We start from the raw sequence: 14,707 nt of genomic DNA, 5'->3' as shown, positions 1-14,707 counted from the left end.
TGCCTTTGTACTATTGATTTATAGTAAGAGATGGTCTTAAATGATCCCGCCTAAAGGAATAAATCCCTGGGATCTGCTTTTTCAGGGAGCCTGGAAGGCGAATTCATTTATGCTTACTTTGTTCTTTACGGTTTTGATTGCCAGTCTGCTTCTGAACATCGAACATAAAAACAACACCTGGAAGGTGCTTTTTACCCTGCCTGTTTCGAAAGGCCGCATCTACCTGGATAAGCTTTGCGTGCTTCTGATGTTTTTATCGGCGTACTATGTTTTGTTCGTGATGTTTACCCTCGGGGCCGGCCTTATATTGGGCTTGATCTGGCCCCAGTTGAAGTTTTTGCAACTCGCGCCCGACTTGCCGCACCTGGGACTGCTGCTTATCAGGTCCTTTCTGTCGTCGTTGGCGGTTCTGGCCATCCATTTCTGGCTTAGTTTCCGCGTCAGGAATATGATCATTCCCATCGGACTTGCCTGTATATTATTTGTGGTTTTCTTTTCGCTGCTTCAGAGCCGCTGGGAGTGGGTCATCTATTTCCCTTACTCGTTCAACTACATTTCTATTGTAAAGGTCGATTTTGCGAAGGATGTTCAATATGGTCCTTTCTTAAAACATGAGCTGATCAGCGTAGTCTACTTTGTGGTGGTGTCATTTGCCAGCTTCTGGGATTTTACACGGTGGTATAAGGCGAAATAATGTTTCTTTCGATTTCTTAGCCGTCGGCTATCGGTGACAGTTTACTACATGATTTCTGACCGCTGGCTCCAGATTCCCCGGCATTCGGGGCAATAGTCTATTTCCACGCCGTTCTTATCGGTCATGAGTAGGGTCTGACTGCAGTTTGGACATTTCATATCGGTTCTTTGAGTTAAACAATACAAGTATAACGATACGGCTGCCTGGTCAGGTGCCAGGCACTAAAATTTTACATCGTTACTTATTGCTTCATGCTTGTTGCCTTCCAGTCGGCAGGCTTTGCGGGGCTGCAGTTGTTGAATCGGATGTTTTTTGACAAAGGTCCTTCGATCTTTGTGCTCAGCTTATCGCCGGGTACTACGAACTTTACCTTGTCGAACAGGATATTGCGGCCATCGAGCACTTCGATCTCTCCGTCCTTGCTGCGGATGGTGGAGTTCCTGATCTGGATGCCGGCAGCATCGCGGGCGATGATGAGCTTGTCGCAGTTGACCTCCGCATTCTCTACCAGCAGGTTCTTCAGCGGAGATTCGGGAATGCCGTTGATCTTGAGGAACTGGGTGGTGTTTTCAACCAGGATATTGCGGATGCTGATGTTGCGGTACAGGGGAGTGAGGCGGTCGGCTTCACGGGCGGGGAGACGGGTGGCGAGTTCGCCCACGTACATCTTGCTGCCCAGCATGTCCCAGTTGAGGGCAGTGGCTTTGAGGTTCATGCGGATGCGTTCGTAATAGAGGTTTTCGCCTCCGCCTGCACGTCCGCGCCTGGTCTTAAAGCGGATGCCTACGCCTGTATCATCGAATACGCAGTCGTGTACGTAGAGGTTGCGGATCATGCCGGCGGTTTCGCTTCCGCAGGTAATGCCGCCATGGCCTTCGCGTGCCAGGCAATAGCGTACCACTACGTTTTCGGTTGGTTTATTGACCCGTAGTCCGTCTTCTCCTCGTCCGGCTTTGATCGTGAAGCAGTCATCGCCGCAGGCAAGGGTACAGTATTCGATCAGGACGTTGCGGGAGGATTCGATGTCTATCCCATCGCCTCTGGGGACGCCTACGGAGTGGACTGTAACTCCGCGGATGATTACACCGTCGCAATATACGGGAACGATGTTCCAGAAAGCCGTCCGTTCGAGGGATACACCTTCAATATAGACGTTCTTGCAGTTAATGGGCGAGATGAACATGGGCAGGAGGATGGGGCTTCCGTTATGGCCTTCGTACACGCGTTCTGAGACAGGGGTGTTTGCATTGATGATATTCTCGATCACGTCTGACTTCATCACCTGCTTCCTGACTGATCCATCGGGAGGACCGATCAACCGGCCTTTGCCGGTAAGGGCGATGTTCTGCTGACCATTTGCATAGATGAGTGCGCCCATGGACATCACTTCTACGCCTTCGTTCCGGGTGAATACGGCGGGGCGGTAGTCTTCTACTTCGCCGCTGAAGTATACTTCGGCTCCTTCTTCAATATGGAGGTTGACATTGCTCTTCAGGCTGATGCGCCCGGTCTTCCAGGTGCCTTTGGGAATGATGGCTGTGCCTCCGCCCCGGCGGTTCACTTCGTCAATGGTCGCCTGGATCTCTTTTGTGCTCAGCTCATTTTGCCGGGCTCCTTTTTCTGCGATGGAAAGGCGGAGGGCCGGGAAGGCCGGTTTCTTAAAGACCGGCATCTTAAAGGGGGCTTTCACCGGGGCGATCTCTGCTGGCAATACCGATGCGCCTACTTGTGCCCTGGTAAGCAGGGAGTCTTTTATGGCTGCTGCGGTGGTTGTGCTGCTGAAGCTGATCGCGGTCAGCATGAGGAATAGTGCAGCTGTGGCGAGTCTTGTCTTTGGTCTTCCTGCTCCTGCTGCACGCTTTGCTTGTGTCATCGTTCGTTCTAATAGGGGTTGGGCACTACGGGCCGGATATCGCCTGTAACGCTGTTGTTTGTGTGTTCAGGGGCCAAAGAAAAGGCTCTTTTCTGGAAAATCAAAATAGACAATGACTGGTAACCGCAGTGTTACGTGTCAGTTCTACCTTTTTTCTTTTTTGAGGGCTTTGCCTGGCTGTTAAACCGGAGGCAGAGATCAACCCAGTACCTCAGTTCGGCGTCTTTCCTAATATCAGCTGCATCTACAAACACGAAGTGCTTCATCAGTCTGCCGCTATGGATCATCTGCCTGCAAGGGCTTCTTTCGAGCTCTATCCTGGCCTGATCTTCTCCTATCCTGAATAGAAACTCATTTTTGCCTATGCATAAGAGCATCTTGTTATCCACCATAAAGGTGATTCCCTGAAACATCGTTTTTTCTTCTACTGCGAGAGGGAGCTCAGCCAGCATCTCGCGTACGCGGCTTGCTAATGATTCATGATTCTGCATGGGTACTGGTTTAATGTACTTAAAAATAAGAAATAGTATTGTATTGAAAATCTAGCAGGGTGCATAGAAATTCAGGCAGGCATAGTACGCTCTGTTGCACTGGGGGGCTCTTTTCCTGATGGCACGGTTTTTTACATCTTTGGTAGCGTCGTTGCAGCTCTGGCTGTGAGGCAGCTGGATGTTTTAAACTAAAAAAAGAAAGGATGATCAGATGCTAGCTATGAATTACCGCGGTCCTTTTAGAGTCCGCGTTTCCCATAAACCTTATCCCGAAATCCTCCATCCGAATGATGCGATTGTCCGTGTGACGCGGTCCTGTATCTGTGGCTCGGACCTTCATCTGTATCATGGCCTTGTGCCGGATACGCGTGTGGGCACCACCTTTGGCCATGAGTTTATTGGCGTGGTGGAAGAGGTTGGCCCTACGGTGCAGAATATTAAGGTGGGCGACCATGTGCTGGTCCCGTTTAATATTGCTTGCGGCGAGTGTGCTTTTTGTAAACAGGAGCTTTATGGCAACTGTCATGAGTCGAACCCGGAGGCTACGGCCGTGGGAGGGATCTTTGGTTACTCGCATACTGCCGGTGGTTTCGACGGCGGGCAGGCTGAATACGTGCGTGTTCCCTATGCGGATGTGGGTCCTATGGTGATCCCTGCTGATATGGATCATGATGATGCTGTTCTGCTGACTGACGTGGTGCCTACGGGTTATCAGGCTGCGGAGATGGGGGGCATTAAGCAGGGCGACACGGTGGTTGTTTTTGGTGCTGGCCCTGTGGGAATTATGGCGGCTAAGTGCTCCTGGCTCTTTGGTGCGGGACGCGTAATCATCATCGACCATCTGGAATATCGTCTTGAATTTGCACGGAAATATGCGCAGTGTGAGGCCTATAATTTCCGCTCGCTGGAGGATCCGGTTTTGTTCCTGAAGAAGACCACTGACTGGCTGGGCGCTGATGTTTGTATTGATGCCGTTGGTGGCGATGCTGCCGGTAGTGCGGCGCAAAGCATTACGGGGAAAACGCTGATGATGCAGGCGGGTGCGGCTACTGCGCTGCACTGGGCTATTAACTCGGTGAAAAAGGGTGGTATTGTGTCGATCGTGGGTGTTTATGGCCCTACGGGTAACGTGGTCCCGATTGGCAATGTGCTGAACAAGGGACTTACCATCCGGGCTAACCAGGCTTCGGTGAAGAGGCTGCTGCCGAGGCTGATCAGTCATATCCAGTCGGGCTACCTGAATCCGAAGGAGATCATTACGCATCGTCTTCCTCTTGAGGAGGTTGCGGAAGCGTATCATATCTTTTCTGCGAAGCGCGATAACTGTATTAAGCCAATTCTTATTCCGCCATCTGCACGTAACTAGAAAGGAAAGTATTATGGAAAATAACACGAATGATTATACACATATTCCGGGCTGGGGTGTAGACGCGGATCCGGAGAACGAGCCTACTTATCCGATGAAGAAATATACGGGCGACGATCATAAGCGCCTGAACTGGGTGCGGCCTCCGCTGCAGCCGGAGACTGTTGAGATCCTGCATTCGAATGAACGCCCGAACTTGAGTGCGGTGTTTGGGACGGCGGCTCCTCCTTCGGGACTGAGCGGTGCCATCAGACGGCATGCCTTCAAGTACAGCGAGTCGAACTGGAATCACTGGCTGACCCTAATCCTGGCCGACCGTGTGAACATGGTGGAAGGGGTGATTGAAGACCTGAGGGCGGGGCATGTTCCGAATATCTTTGCGGAACGGGGCTGGACTGCCGAGTGGAAGTACAACCGGAAGGCGCTGGTGCAGAAAGTGGTGGTGGGAACGCTGGTAACGACTGCTGTTGTGGCGCTTCTTCTGCGAAAAAAGAAGAAATCGTACTAAATAGTGTTATCTCCGGGAACGTCCTTGTTTCCGGAGATCCTTATCCTTACTTCAGAAAATATTTATTCTGCTCGTAATCCTGTATGAGCTCGTGAATGGACTTCTTGCTGAACTCAATGAGCAGCTGGGTGCGTATCGGCTTGATCTGCGAGTGCATGGGGCAGGGCTTGGAGTCGGAGCAGTTCTTGAGTCCCATGACGCAGGAACTGAACAGGTCATTGCCGTCAACGGCTCTGATGATATCGACGAGATAGAGCGAGGTGGGATCTTCAATGAAGAAGCCTCCGTTGGGACCTTTACTGGAGGATATGACTTTTTTGCGCGACAGGGTCTGGAGGATCTTCCCGGTGAAATGCATGGGTGATCCTACAGCGTCCGCTATCTCGGGAATGCCGGTCTTTTCTCCCCTGGTGGTTTTGTATCCTATATAAACTGCTGCCCGGATGGCGTATTCGCAGGACTTGGAAAGTATCATATTGTTGTGTTTGCAAAGCTACTTATTCTGCTTCTTTTGGAGGGTATCATCCGGAGGTAAATGCACCCCAGAATAAGGAAGATGACCGAGAAGACAAGCAGAACGATCTGATAGCCTGGTATGAGGATCTGAAATAGTGATAACAGGGGTTGTATGAAGAGCAGGATCAGGTACAGGACCACCGTGATGACGAATGCAATGTGGAGGTTTTGCAGCTGCCTGCCCTGGAGGTATTGCCGCTCGCTGGAGCTGTTCAGTATCAGGGGCGTAATGGCTCCCAACGTGAGCAGATGGATGTATCCGATGATCAGGTTGCGCTGGGAGAATACCCAATCGCCAATGGAGGGTATACACGCCAGGCTCTGGAAGAGGATCTTTATGCTGAGGGCCAGGATGGCGATGCGCAGCAGAAAGGGGATGCGGGCTGACCACTGCCCGATGAAGATCAGGATGCGTATCCAGCTGAGGAGGTTGAGCAGTGCGGCCAGCAGGGCAATGCTTCTGACCCAGTCTGAGCTGCTGCTCCACAGGGTGAAGATGAGGTAAAGCGGAACGGTGCTCCAGATAAAGGCGTTTAGCCAGCGACGGAGCTGCTCGGCGCTTTTTTCGCTGATGGTGAACCGGTTGAGCAGAAGGGACAGGGCGGCCATAAGCATCCATCCGTTCATCTGAAAGTGCAGATAGAAATAGATGGCGTTATGGTACAGCGGGCTGTCTTTATGGCCTGTGACCATGAGGGGGCCCAGTGCGAATGGTCCTGCTGAGGAGAGGCAAAGGAAGATCAGCGAGGCTTTTAGCAGCCTGCGAGCCGGGCCGTTGAACGTGCTTTGAAGGTCTCTGCTCCTGAATATAAGGTAGCTGAACCAGAAGTTGGCGACAATGAACAGCGTGGAAAAGCTGATGGAGATGGCCTTATAGCCCTGAAATGAGAAGCTGATCAGCATGCCGAAGGCGCTGATGAGCGTGAGGATGAGGGTGCGGTTGAGTGGTTTTGATACGCTTTGAGGCCGCAGGGTGGCGATGATCAGTATTGCCAGGGCCAGGAATATCCATCCCGCGAATGCGAAATGGGAATGGGCGTGCAGAAGGAAGCTGTAGTTGAGTGCTGGCACCGGGCTGACGAACAGGAGGCGGAGGGTCACACCGAAGACCGAGAGGATCACGAATCCTGCTATTGCCCACATGGGGTATTTCCGTTCTGCCAGCCAGTCCATTTTATCTTCCGAGTTGCCGCAGGCCCTCTGGGGTGATGCGGTCGTAGTTCCATACAGGTTCCCAGGTGAGGATCACCTCCACCTGATAGTCGCTGAAGTTGTGCGCCACGCTGTTTTCGACCGTTTTTAATATGGCGGATCCGACGGGGCAGTGTTTTGACGACAATGTCATGGTTACGCTTATCTGCTTTGTTGCCTCGTTTACGTCTACTCCATACACGAGTCCGAGGTCGACAATGTTGATATTGAGCTCCGGGTCGGGAATGGTGCGCAGGGTCTCCATTACATTTACTTTAACGAATGAAGAGCTGTCGGTAATATTAAAGTCGTTCATGGTGAATAGTTTTTGACCGGTGTAAAAGGATGGCCGCCAGGTTAATGGTGTATGCGAGGGAGGTGAGGATGAGGCATGCAATGCCGGCTCCCATGAGTACTTCGAGCTTGAAAAGACATCCCACAAAGAAGAGGAAACAGAAGGAGAGGAAGAAGCCGGTTTGCAACTGCAGGAGCCATTGCTTGTAGAGGTCCGCTGGAAGGGGCGTCTTTTGTTTCCCTGCCAGATGCTCATATTTCTGCACCCATACAATGAAGGGCAGGGTTTTGAAGGTCTGACCGAGGATGAGCGCGCTGATCCAGCCCATGAACAGGAGTGAGCCGTACAGCGTGGTGTAGTGGATGCTACGGGGGTCGCCCTTGAGGTGGTAATGGATGACGAAGGGAAGGACCACGACGGCCAGGCCCATCAGTATAAATGACAGAATGGTGTTGGCGATGGGCAGCTCGATCTGTTTTTTAAGCCGGGAGCGGAAGCAGGTGACGATATAGCCTGCATAGCAGAGCAAACCGGCCAGCAGGAGCAGGGCAATAACAGCGGTTTTGCGATTGATCCCCCAGAGGTATGTGTCTGTGAGGAATAGCAGAAGTGCTGCATTGCAGAGGTAATAGCTCTGGCGGAGAAGCCGCTCGTTTTGTCTGGTGGAGACCAGGAACATGGGAATGAGCTTGGCGCTTACGCCGATAATGAGCATCAGGAACCAGCCTCCGATGCCCATATGGGCATGCAGCTTGAGAAAGCTGAGGTGATCTTTTGGGAGGAAGGGGTAGTTGAAGTTGAACACCAGCAGCACGCCGAGCAGGGCGGTGAGGAACAGCCAGAGGCAGGAGGTGACGATGAACTTCTGCTGAATGTTTCCGCGGGCTGCGCTCTGCTGCGAGGTGCGGAATACGGTGATGGCAAACAGGAGGATAGCCAGCAGGATGAGTAGTCCGCCCGACTGCATCAGCCTGCCGGGACTAAATTCCCAGAAGGACCAGACCAGTTGTGCCAGGCCTGCCAGGAACAGGACAAAGCTGATCCACGGCATTTTGATGCTGGCCAGTTCGGTTTCGAATACCACAGGGAGGAGCTGATAGGCTGCACCAAAGATGATGAGCGTGCCCCATCCAAGAGCCGCCATATGGGTAATGGCTAGCAGCCTGGGGTGAAAGTAATGGCCCGCAAGCTCTTTGGTTGAGAGAAAGAGCATCAGCGACAGGATGACAAAGAAGATGGCTGATGCAAGATAATGGCTGATGACCAGCGGATACAGTCCGCGCTGCTTTGCCTGGCTGTTCATTTTTTATAGATTAACAGGGAAACCTTATGCTCGTCTTCTTGCTGGATGAGGTAGTTGAAGCCTCTGTCGTGCAGATGCGGCAGCAGGTAGACCGGGACTTTCTTATGGTATACGAAGAGTGCTTCGCCCGGTTCCAGCTCTTCAATCTTCTGAAGGATGGTGATCATGGGCTTGGGCATCTCGTACATCGTCACATCGATCACTTGCAGGCGGCCCTGAAAGCGGCTGAGCAGTTCATTGAAGTTTTCTGCCGGGGCTTCAGCTGTGACCACTTTTTCGCTTGCCGGCTGCACCTGCTGGTCTGTCCGGTAGAACCAGGTGAGCACATAGTCGGGCGCCTGTCGCTCCGTATGGGCCTGGAAGCCTTTCTTTGCCAGAAGATTGATCAGGGGCAGGGGTTCGAAGGTGTTGATGATCTTCAATACTTTTCCTTCCGGCAGCTCATTGATCTTATGCATGATGAGCTTGAGCGGGTCTTTTCCATCTTCGAGGATAGGCCTTACGTCGAGCTCCTCGGTTTGTTCAGGAGCAGGCGGGGCAAACAGGGTGGCCTTCTCCTGCTGTGGCTTTGCCGCTTCGTCGTATAGTTGAAATCCGATTGATTGCATGGTTCGCAGGAATTCGTGTACGTTACATTTTGCAATTCTGCAGGCGTCTGCTATGGAGACGCGTTTTGCCAGCAGGTTCCTGAGCAGCGGGTTCTTCAGCTTGCTGAAGTTGCTGTTGAGTTTGACAAGCGCCGCGATAACCTCCTCTTCCTTGTGCTGGAGCAGCTGCTTGATGGTGGTGTTGCGATCTATGGTCATGTTCTTCAGTTTATTCCCCGCTGCGCTGTTGTCTGCTTCTGATCAGGCGTTTTGCTTTAACTGGATTTCCAGCTCGATAGCCTTGGGAAACAGAATGTTATTTTCGAGGTGTACGTGCTGATGCAGGTCGTTTTCGAATTCTTCGAGTTTCTGGAAGAGGATCCTGTACGAGGTGCATGCGTCTGCAGGTAATGCATAGTTGGATGTGAGCTCGCGGATCTCGCTGAGGTCTTCGCCTGCACCTTCGTGCTCCTGCTCCATGACGGTGATGGGGTTGGCTACTTGTCCGAAGTGCGACTCGGGAAGCGGCATCTTTGTTTTTTGTGCCAGCACCATCTCTTTGATGTAAGGGAAGAGGATATTCTCTTCTTTCATGAGATGCATGCTAAGGTCACTTGCGATGGCTGCAAATACTTCTGCTACTTTGACAAGCTCGGGGTGCCTGTCGCCATGCACGCGTGCTACTTTTTGTGATATCTCGCTAAGGAAGGGGATGTTCTCTCTTACGTAGCGGTGGTGTGTGTTGATGATGTAATCGCAGAGGAAGTCGAGATCCCAGTTCTGGAAGTTGTGTGCGGGGCTGCCGCTGGTCTGGTCAAGAGAGGCCAGTTCTGCTTCTACCTGGTGTATATCGATCCCTTTTTTGTTACAGACTTCAGTTAGGGTCTTCTTGCCTCCGCAGCAAAAATCAATACCCATTTTCTTAAATACCTGGGCCTTGCGATAGTCTTTTGCTACCAGTTCGCCAATGGTCTCTTCTTTCTGTCCTTCGGCCATTTTGCTGATGCGTACTTTCCACCATTCAGGTCCGTTCTCGAGGTACTGCCAGGTGAAGGTCTGGCCTCTTTCTGCCAGCAACTGGTAGTAAAGGGGTTTGGGATCGTGATCATTATGGATGGTGAAGGCCTCTCCGGCGTTCAGAGAGTCAAACTTTTCGAAAATAGTAGGATGTTTTAAACGGGGTTCGATGAGTGTAACATCGAGGATGTCTGTATTCTGCATTGCTGTTTTGTTTAATAAAAGACAAATGTATCTTTTATTTAGAATCGATCAAAGCATGCTCTGTAATAATTATGTCACCCTTTTTGTCGCTGTCCTGGAATTAAAAGATTTTTAAATCTTTTTTCGCCTGCAGGTGTTTTTAGTCATCCTACCGTAAACTATGCGGACGACACCGGCAATGTGGTATTTACGGTGTTATTTTCGGACTCACTGTTTATATGAAGATATTGCTAATAGAGGATGAGCCAGGATTGGTATCTGTAATAGTTAGGGGCCTCAATGAGGCCGGAATGGAGATTAGTGTGGCTGCTGATGGCCGCACTGGTCTTGAAATGGCAATTAAGCATAGCTTCGACCTTGTTATTTTAGACATCATGCTTCCGGAGATGAACGGCATACAGGTATGCAAGGAGCTCAGGAAAAAGGATGCGGATGTGCCGGTGCTGATGCTGACGGCTTTGGGCAGTACCGAGAATATTGTGACCGGCCTAGACAGCGGAGCGGACGATTATCTGGTAAAACCGTTTAAGTTTGCGGAACTGGAAGCGCGTATCCGCTCGCTGATCAGAAGAAGCAGGGCTTCGGGAACGGCAAAGAGTGTGCTGTCAATTGCTGACCTGGAAGTGGATACGGTTTCGAAAACAGCCAGGAGGGGAGAGAAGCAGATCAGCCTGACGGCTACCGAGTACAGGCTGCTGGAGTTTTTTATACAGAACCAGAACAAGGTTTTATCGCGCATCCAGATCCTGGAGAATGTGTGGGACATCGACTTTAACATGGGAACCAATGTGGTGGACGTGTATGTGAACTACCTGCGGAAGAAGCTGGATACCGGCTATCCTGTGAAGCTGATCCATACCGTGTTTGGGATGGGCTATATTTTTAAAGCTGAGACCGTGAATGAAAATTCAAACTAAGATCACCCTTCTCTTCTTTGCCATATCTACGGTTGCCTTGTTGCTGCTTAATGCCTCTATCTTTTATTTTGTTTCGCAATTCAATTTTGAGGACTTTTTTGAAAGGCTGGAGGCCAGGGTTAATCTGACGGCCCGTATTACTATTTACCCCAAGGAGGGATCGGATGCGTACCATGATGTGAGGACGCGCTACCTGGAGAAACTGGATGGGGAGCGCGATTATATTATTAAGCTTGACCCGGCTACGGGCGACTTTAAAAGACCTCTGGTATTGCCGGAGAGTTTTTATTCGGACATTCTGAAAAAGGGGAAGGACCGCTACAGCAATGGCAACCGGTTCTATGTTGGTGCATATTTTAAGACTGCCACCGGCCGCTATATTGTGATGGTGACGGCTGCTGACCCGTACGGGTTCAACGAGCTGGAGGCATTGAGGCGCATCCTGCTGATCAGCTTCTTTGTGTCTATAATTTTTGCCTTTATCGCCGGTAAGGTATTTTCTCATTACACCATCAAGCCGGTAAGCGCCATTATCAGGAGTGTGAAATCGATCACGGCCAATAACCTGAACTCACGTTTGGAGGAGGTGAAGGGGAAGGATGAGATTGCCGAACTGGTGCTTACTTTTAATAACATGCTTACCCGCTTGGAGACTGCCTTTGAGACGCAGAACAACTTCGTGAGCAATGCGTCGCACGAGCTCAGAACGCCCCTTGCGATCATTACCAGTGAGACGGAATACCTGCTGGCAAGGCCTGGACTGCCGCCTGAAGCGGAGACTTCTGCAAAGGCTATTTTAGCGGAAGCCGGGAAGCTGGAACATATCCTGACGAGCTTGCTTGGCCTGGCACAGTCGGGTTTTGACGGGAAGAAACAGAACTGGCAGAAGATCCGTATTGATGAGCTGATCTGGCAGGTGGTTGACTCGGTCAGAAAAATAGAGCCTGAAGGTACCATTGATATTGATTTTTCTTCTTTCCCGGAGGACGAGTCGCGCATGTATGTGGAGGGCAATATGAACTTGCTGCATCTGGCTATCAGTAATATTGTGCTCAACGGCTGTAAGTACTCCAATAATCAGCCTGTGAGTATTAAGGTGATCAGCGAGAATAGCAGGATCATCATCTCGGTAACGGATCGCGGCATCGGCATACCGGAACAGGAGCAGCCTCATATCTTTGAGCCTTTCTTCAGGGCATCGAACACCACGCACTTCGAGGGCTACGGCATCGGACTGCCGCTTACGCTTAATATTATTCGCCTCCATAAGGGGTCTATCGGCATCCGCTCGGAGGAAAAGGTCGGCACAGAAATGCAGATCCTGCTCCCTCTTTTTAAGTGATTTTCGGTTCTGATTCCTTTTAAATCTAAGAACGTTCTAATGTCTATAAACCAGATAGGTAATATCTGAGAGAGATCTGTGGGCTTTCTTAGGGAAATGTGAGGTTTCTAATATCTGATGCCTTTTATTCTAATTACTTTCTAATAACCTCCTTAGTTTGCTTTAATAAGCCCCCGGTATCATTGTAATCGTAAATAGTTGATGTCAAAATTTTAAAACAACGACTTATGAGAACAATATTAATACCGACCGATTTTAACAGCGCTGCCCCTGATTGTATTCCGGCATTGTGTTCGAGGTTCGAAGGGAATGAGATTGAAGTGATCTTTTTCCACATGTTTAAGCTCTCGGATTCGGAGAGTGAGCTGATGATGTTGTCGCGCCGAAGCAGCGAGTTTGAGCTGGTAGACGATCGTTTTTACGAAAAGTGTGATGTGATCAGAGAGCGTTGTCCTTCTTTAAGATCGGTTAAAGTGGAGTTCTTCTACGGGAGCACCATGGGCATGTTCCGCAATTTCCTGGAAAGTCATGAAGTGGATTACATCATGAACCCGGTGAGTTGTGCCGTGAAGAAGATTCACAAGTACAGTGTGGATCCGGCGGTGCTGGTTGGGAGGTGCGGCCTTCCGGTGATTGATGTGGTCAGGATGGTAAACCCGCTGCGGGTGGAGCATGAGCCTGCTCTCGGAAAAAAGGAATTGGCTGAAGTTGGTTAATCATTAAAACGCTTAGATTATGTTATTAAAAGAAAATATTCCGGTTAGTTATATCGCGGGGAAGATTAAGAATGAGATCATCTTTGTGAGTATTTATGCAATTGCGATTGCAGTAATTTATAATACATTTCATTTTACCCGCATCTCGATCCCGATTGCAGTTCCGACTATTCTGGGAACCGTGATTTCGCTCCTGCTGGCTTTCAAGTCGAACCAGGCCTATGACCGCTGGTGGGAAGCACGTACCATCTGGGGGGCTATTGTGAACGACTCGCGTACGCTGACGCGGCAGCTGCTCACGTTTGTGGATACGCATATGGCCACTGCGGAAGAACGGGCGTTTTGTGAGCGGATGGCCAAGCGCCAGATTGCCTGGGTGTACAGTTTAAGCAGGCACCTGAGGAAGCAGGATCCGATGCAGGGGCTTGAGAAGTTTATTTCGGGAAAAGAGCTTGATTATGTACGGCGGTATAACAACGTTCCTGTTGCGCTTCTGGAATTGCATGGAGAGGACATCAGGAGCGCTTATAAGCTGGGATGGCTTAATGAGTACCAGCAGGTTGAGATGGATAAAACCCTCACCCGTTTTTCAAACGAAATGGGAGGCTGCGAGCGGATCAAGAATACGGTATTCCCTGAAACCTATAGTGTGTACATCCATTTTTCGCTGATCTTGTTCATTATGCTGCTTCCGTTCGGGCTGATCGAGTTCTTCGGGGTTGTGGAAGTGCCGCTGGTGATTGCTATCGCCTGCTCATTCTTCCTTATCGAGAAGATGTCTATTCATCTGCAGGATCCCTTTGAGAATAAGCCTACTGATACGCCTATGACGACTATTTGTCAGACTATTGAGCGCGACATTAAGCAAATGCTGAAAGAGACCTATAAGCAGGAGGAAAAATTGGGGCAGTCTGCTCTTGCCAACTCGAAAGTGTTCTATATTTTATAGTATAGATTCTGCCTCTGTTTGCGCCTGTCCGGCTTAGTGCCGGGCGGGCGTTTTTTTATGTGATGCCGGTCTCTGATGCGTCAAATGGAGAGCTGGTGCTTTTGTTAACTTGTTTTAACGAAGCGGCTTTTATTTTTGTCTTAAGGGAGAATACTTAAAGCAATATCATGGCAAGAAAAATCATTTTGAATCTGGCAGTAAGTCTTGATGGTCTGATCGAGGGGCCTAAGGGCGAGTACGACTGGTGTATTATGGACGATGACATGGGATTTGATGCTTTTCTGGACGGGCTCGATACGGTTCTCTTTGGAAGGAAGAGCTTTGAGCTGTTTGGAAGTCAGGATCCTGCATCTTTTCCTTCTGAGGATGAAAGGATAATGTTTGAAAGGATCGCCCGCTTGAGGAAAGTTGTTTTCTCAGATAGTCCTGGCATTTCTGATGGGCAGGCCGAACAGGTTAAACGCGCTGACTATGTTGAACGGGTGAAACAGCTTAAAGAGGAGGATGGCAAAGATATCTGGCTCTTTGGGGGGCCTCCCTGGTGCGGTCGTTTATCGAAGAGGGGCTGATCGACGAATACCACCTGGCGGTTCATCCGGTTGTGCTTGGGGGCGGAACTCCCTTGTTTGCCCAGCTTCGCGAGCGGTTGAACCTGAGGCTGAAGAGCAGCAGGGCATTCAGGTCGGGCGTGGTAGGACTTTATTACGAGTCAGTAAAATAAGGAAAGGCCAAAAGCGA

16 protein-coding genes and 1 pseudogene are annotated in these 14,707 nt (G+C 50.3%); 8 read left to right on the top strand and 9 right to left on the bottom strand.

Annotated elements, in window-relative coordinates:
• Positions 1–40 precede the first annotated feature (40 nt).
• Positions 41–694: an ABC transporter permease gene (locus ACES2C_RS01350; RefSeq protein ID WP_374165233.1), complete on the top strand. Its 654-nt coding sequence runs from the start codon at positions 41–43 to the stop codon at positions 692–694.
• Between the two features lie 44 nt (positions 695–738).
• On the opposite strand, the gene ACES2C_RS01345 is transcribed toward ACES2C_RS01350, so the two are convergent.
• The 3 genes from ACES2C_RS01345 to ACES2C_RS01335 all read right to left on the bottom strand — a co-directional run bounded on the left by ACES2C_RS01345 (position 739) and on the right by ACES2C_RS01335 (position 3,058).
• Positions 739–852: a zf-TFIIB domain-containing protein gene (locus ACES2C_RS01345; RefSeq protein ID WP_374165232.1), complete on the bottom strand. Its 114-nt coding sequence runs from the start codon at positions 850–852 to the stop codon at positions 739–741.
• An 83-nt stretch (positions 853–935) separates the two neighbouring features.
• Positions 936–2,567 carry a glycoside hydrolase family 28 protein gene (locus tag ACES2C_RS01340; RefSeq protein ID WP_374165231.1) on the bottom strand — a complete coding sequence of 544 codons (1,632 nt, stop codon included), beginning with the start codon at positions 2,565–2,567 and terminating at the stop codon, positions 936–938.
• Positions 2,568–2,698: 131 nt separating this feature from the next.
• Positions 2,699–3,058, bottom strand: a complete 360-nt coding sequence (locus ACES2C_RS01335; RefSeq protein ID WP_374165230.1) for a TfoX/Sxy family protein — start codon at positions 3,056–3,058, stop codon at positions 2,699–2,701.
• 211 nt (positions 3,059–3,269) lie between these two features.
• Here ACES2C_RS01335 and ACES2C_RS01330 point away from each other — a divergent pair, with 211 nt between their 5' ends.
• Both ACES2C_RS01330 and ACES2C_RS01325 read left to right on the top strand, forming a co-directional pair.
• Positions 3,270–4,424: a zinc-dependent alcohol dehydrogenase gene (locus ACES2C_RS01330; protein WP_374165229.1), complete on the top strand. Its 1,155-nt coding sequence runs from the start codon at positions 3,270–3,272 to the stop codon at positions 4,422–4,424.
• 13 nt (positions 4,425–4,437) lie between these two features.
• The gene (locus tag ACES2C_RS01325) at positions 4,438–4,932 is read left to right on the top strand and encodes a hypothetical protein (RefSeq protein ID WP_374165228.1); all 495 of its coding nucleotides are present in this window, start codon (positions 4,438–4,440) and stop codon (positions 4,930–4,932) included.
• A 46-nt stretch (positions 4,933–4,978) separates the two neighbouring features.
• Here the strand turns inward: ACES2C_RS01325 and ACES2C_RS01320 are convergent, their stop codons facing one another.
• The 6 genes from ACES2C_RS01320 to ric are packed head-to-tail and all read right to left on the bottom strand — an operon-like array spanning position 4,979 to position 10,045.
• Positions 4,979–5,407: an Rrf2 family transcriptional regulator gene (locus ACES2C_RS01320; protein WP_374165227.1), complete on the bottom strand. Its 429-nt coding sequence runs from the start codon at positions 5,405–5,407 to the stop codon at positions 4,979–4,981.
• Complete coding sequence (locus tag ACES2C_RS01315; RefSeq protein WP_374165226.1) at positions 5,404–6,621, bottom strand: hypothetical protein; 1,218 nt, start codon at positions 6,619–6,621, stop codon at positions 5,404–5,406. Before ACES2C_RS01315 ends, ACES2C_RS01320 begins: the two co-directional genes overlap by 4 nt.
• A gap of 1 nt (position 6,622) precedes the next feature.
• Positions 6,623–6,955, bottom strand: coding sequence for a metal-sulfur cluster assembly factor (locus tag ACES2C_RS01310; protein ID WP_374165225.1), 333 nt, complete (start codon positions 6,953–6,955; stop codon positions 6,623–6,625).
• Entirely contained in the window at positions 6,942–8,237 is a 1,296-nt protein-coding gene (locus ACES2C_RS01305; protein WP_374165224.1) for a hypothetical protein, read from the bottom strand. Before ACES2C_RS01305 ends, ACES2C_RS01310 begins: the two co-directional genes overlap by 14 nt.
• Positions 8,234–9,043 (bottom strand): DUF2249 domain-containing protein, encoded by an 810-nt coding sequence (locus tag ACES2C_RS01300; protein WP_374165223.1) that lies wholly within the window; start codon positions 9,041–9,043, stop codon positions 8,234–8,236. Before ACES2C_RS01300 ends, ACES2C_RS01305 begins: the two co-directional genes overlap by 4 nt.
• A gap of 42 nt (positions 9,044–9,085) precedes the next feature.
• A complete protein-coding gene (gene ric / locus ACES2C_RS01295; protein ID WP_374165222.1) occupies positions 9,086–10,045 on the bottom strand; it encodes an iron-sulfur cluster repair di-iron protein in 960 nt (319 codons plus the stop codon).
• 218 nt (positions 10,046–10,263) lie between these two features.
• Between ric and ACES2C_RS01290 the strand changes: the two genes are divergently transcribed.
• From ACES2C_RS01290 to ACES2C_RS01270, 5 genes and pseudogenes are all read left to right on the top strand, one after another.
• Complete coding sequence (locus ACES2C_RS01290) at positions 10,264–10,962, top strand: response regulator transcription factor (protein WP_374165221.1); 699 nt, start codon at positions 10,264–10,266, stop codon at positions 10,960–10,962.
• Positions 10,946–12,304 (top strand): sensor histidine kinase, encoded by a 1,359-nt coding sequence (locus tag ACES2C_RS01285; protein ID WP_374165220.1) that lies wholly within the window; start codon positions 10,946–10,948, stop codon positions 12,302–12,304. The genes ACES2C_RS01290 and ACES2C_RS01285 overlap by 17 nt, the downstream gene beginning before the upstream one ends.
• Before the next feature lie 227 nt (positions 12,305–12,531).
• Positions 12,532–13,020 (top strand): hypothetical protein, encoded by a 489-nt coding sequence (locus ACES2C_RS01280; RefSeq protein ID WP_374165219.1) that lies wholly within the window; start codon positions 12,532–12,534, stop codon positions 13,018–13,020.
• Between the two features lie 19 nt (positions 13,021–13,039).
• Complete coding sequence (locus ACES2C_RS01275; RefSeq protein ID WP_374165218.1) at positions 13,040–13,969, top strand: bestrophin family protein; 930 nt, start codon at positions 13,040–13,042, stop codon at positions 13,967–13,969.
• Positions 13,970–14,136: 167 nt separating this feature from the next.
• A pseudogene (locus ACES2C_RS01270) lies at positions 14,137–14,690 on the top strand (dihydrofolate reductase family protein).
• The last annotated feature ends 17 nt before the right edge of the window (positions 14,691–14,707 follow it).

The sequence above is a fragment of the Arcticibacter sp. MXS-1 genome (genome assembly GCF_041902385.1).
GTDB lineage: Bacteria > Bacteroidota > Bacteroidia > Sphingobacteriales > Sphingobacteriaceae > Arcticibacter.
Note: the sequence above shows the minus strand (reverse complement) of the source record. Positions and strands in the feature narration are given on the sequence as shown.

Coding starts and splice junctions, on each gene's coding strand:
- ACES2C_RS01320 (WP_374165227.1), bottom strand. CDS start 5,407: ATGATACTTTCCAAGTCCTGCGAATACGCCATCCGGGCAGCAGTTTAT.
- ACES2C_RS01300 (WP_374165223.1), bottom strand. CDS start 9,043: ATGACCATAGATCGCAACACCACCATCAAGCAGCTGCTCCAGCACAAG.
- ACES2C_RS01315 (WP_374165226.1), bottom strand. CDS start 6,621: ATGGACTGGCTGGCAGAACGGAAATACCCCATGTGGGCAATAGCAGGA.
- ACES2C_RS01325 (WP_374165228.1), top strand. CDS start 4,438: ATGGAAAATAACACGAATGATTATACACATATTCCGGGCTGGGGTGTA.
- ric (WP_374165222.1), bottom strand. CDS start 10,045: ATGCAGAATACAGACATCCTCGATGTTACACTCATCGAACCCCGTTTA.
- ACES2C_RS01285 (WP_374165220.1), top strand. CDS start 10,946: ATGAAAATTCAAACTAAGATCACCCTTCTCTTCTTTGCCATATCTACG.
- ACES2C_RS01275 (WP_374165218.1), top strand. CDS start 13,040: ATGTTATTAAAAGAAAATATTCCGGTTAGTTATATCGCGGGGAAGATT.
- ACES2C_RS01305 (WP_374165224.1), bottom strand. CDS start 8,237: ATGAACAGCCAGGCAAAGCAGCGCGGACTGTATCCGCTGGTCATCAGC.
- ACES2C_RS01340 (WP_374165231.1), bottom strand. CDS start 2,567: ATGACACAAGCAAAGCGTGCAGCAGGAGCAGGAAGACCAAAGACAAGA.
- ACES2C_RS01335 (WP_374165230.1), bottom strand. CDS start 3,058: ATGCAGAATCATGAATCATTAGCAAGCCGCGTACGCGAGATGCTGGCT.
- ACES2C_RS01290 (WP_374165221.1), top strand. CDS start 10,264: ATGAAGATATTGCTAATAGAGGATGAGCCAGGATTGGTATCTGTAATA.
- ACES2C_RS01280 (WP_374165219.1), top strand. CDS start 12,532: ATGAGAACAATATTAATACCGACCGATTTTAACAGCGCTGCCCCTGAT.
- ACES2C_RS01350 (WP_374165233.1), top strand. CDS start 41: ATGATCCCGCCTAAAGGAATAAATCCCTGGGATCTGCTTTTTCAGGGA.
- ACES2C_RS01345 (WP_374165232.1), bottom strand. CDS start 852: ATGAAATGTCCAAACTGCAGTCAGACCCTACTCATGACCGATAAGAAC.
- ACES2C_RS01310 (WP_374165225.1), bottom strand. CDS start 6,955: ATGAACGACTTTAATATTACCGACAGCTCTTCATTCGTTAAAGTAAAT.
- ACES2C_RS01330 (WP_374165229.1), top strand. CDS start 3,270: ATGCTAGCTATGAATTACCGCGGTCCTTTTAGAGTCCGCGTTTCCCAT.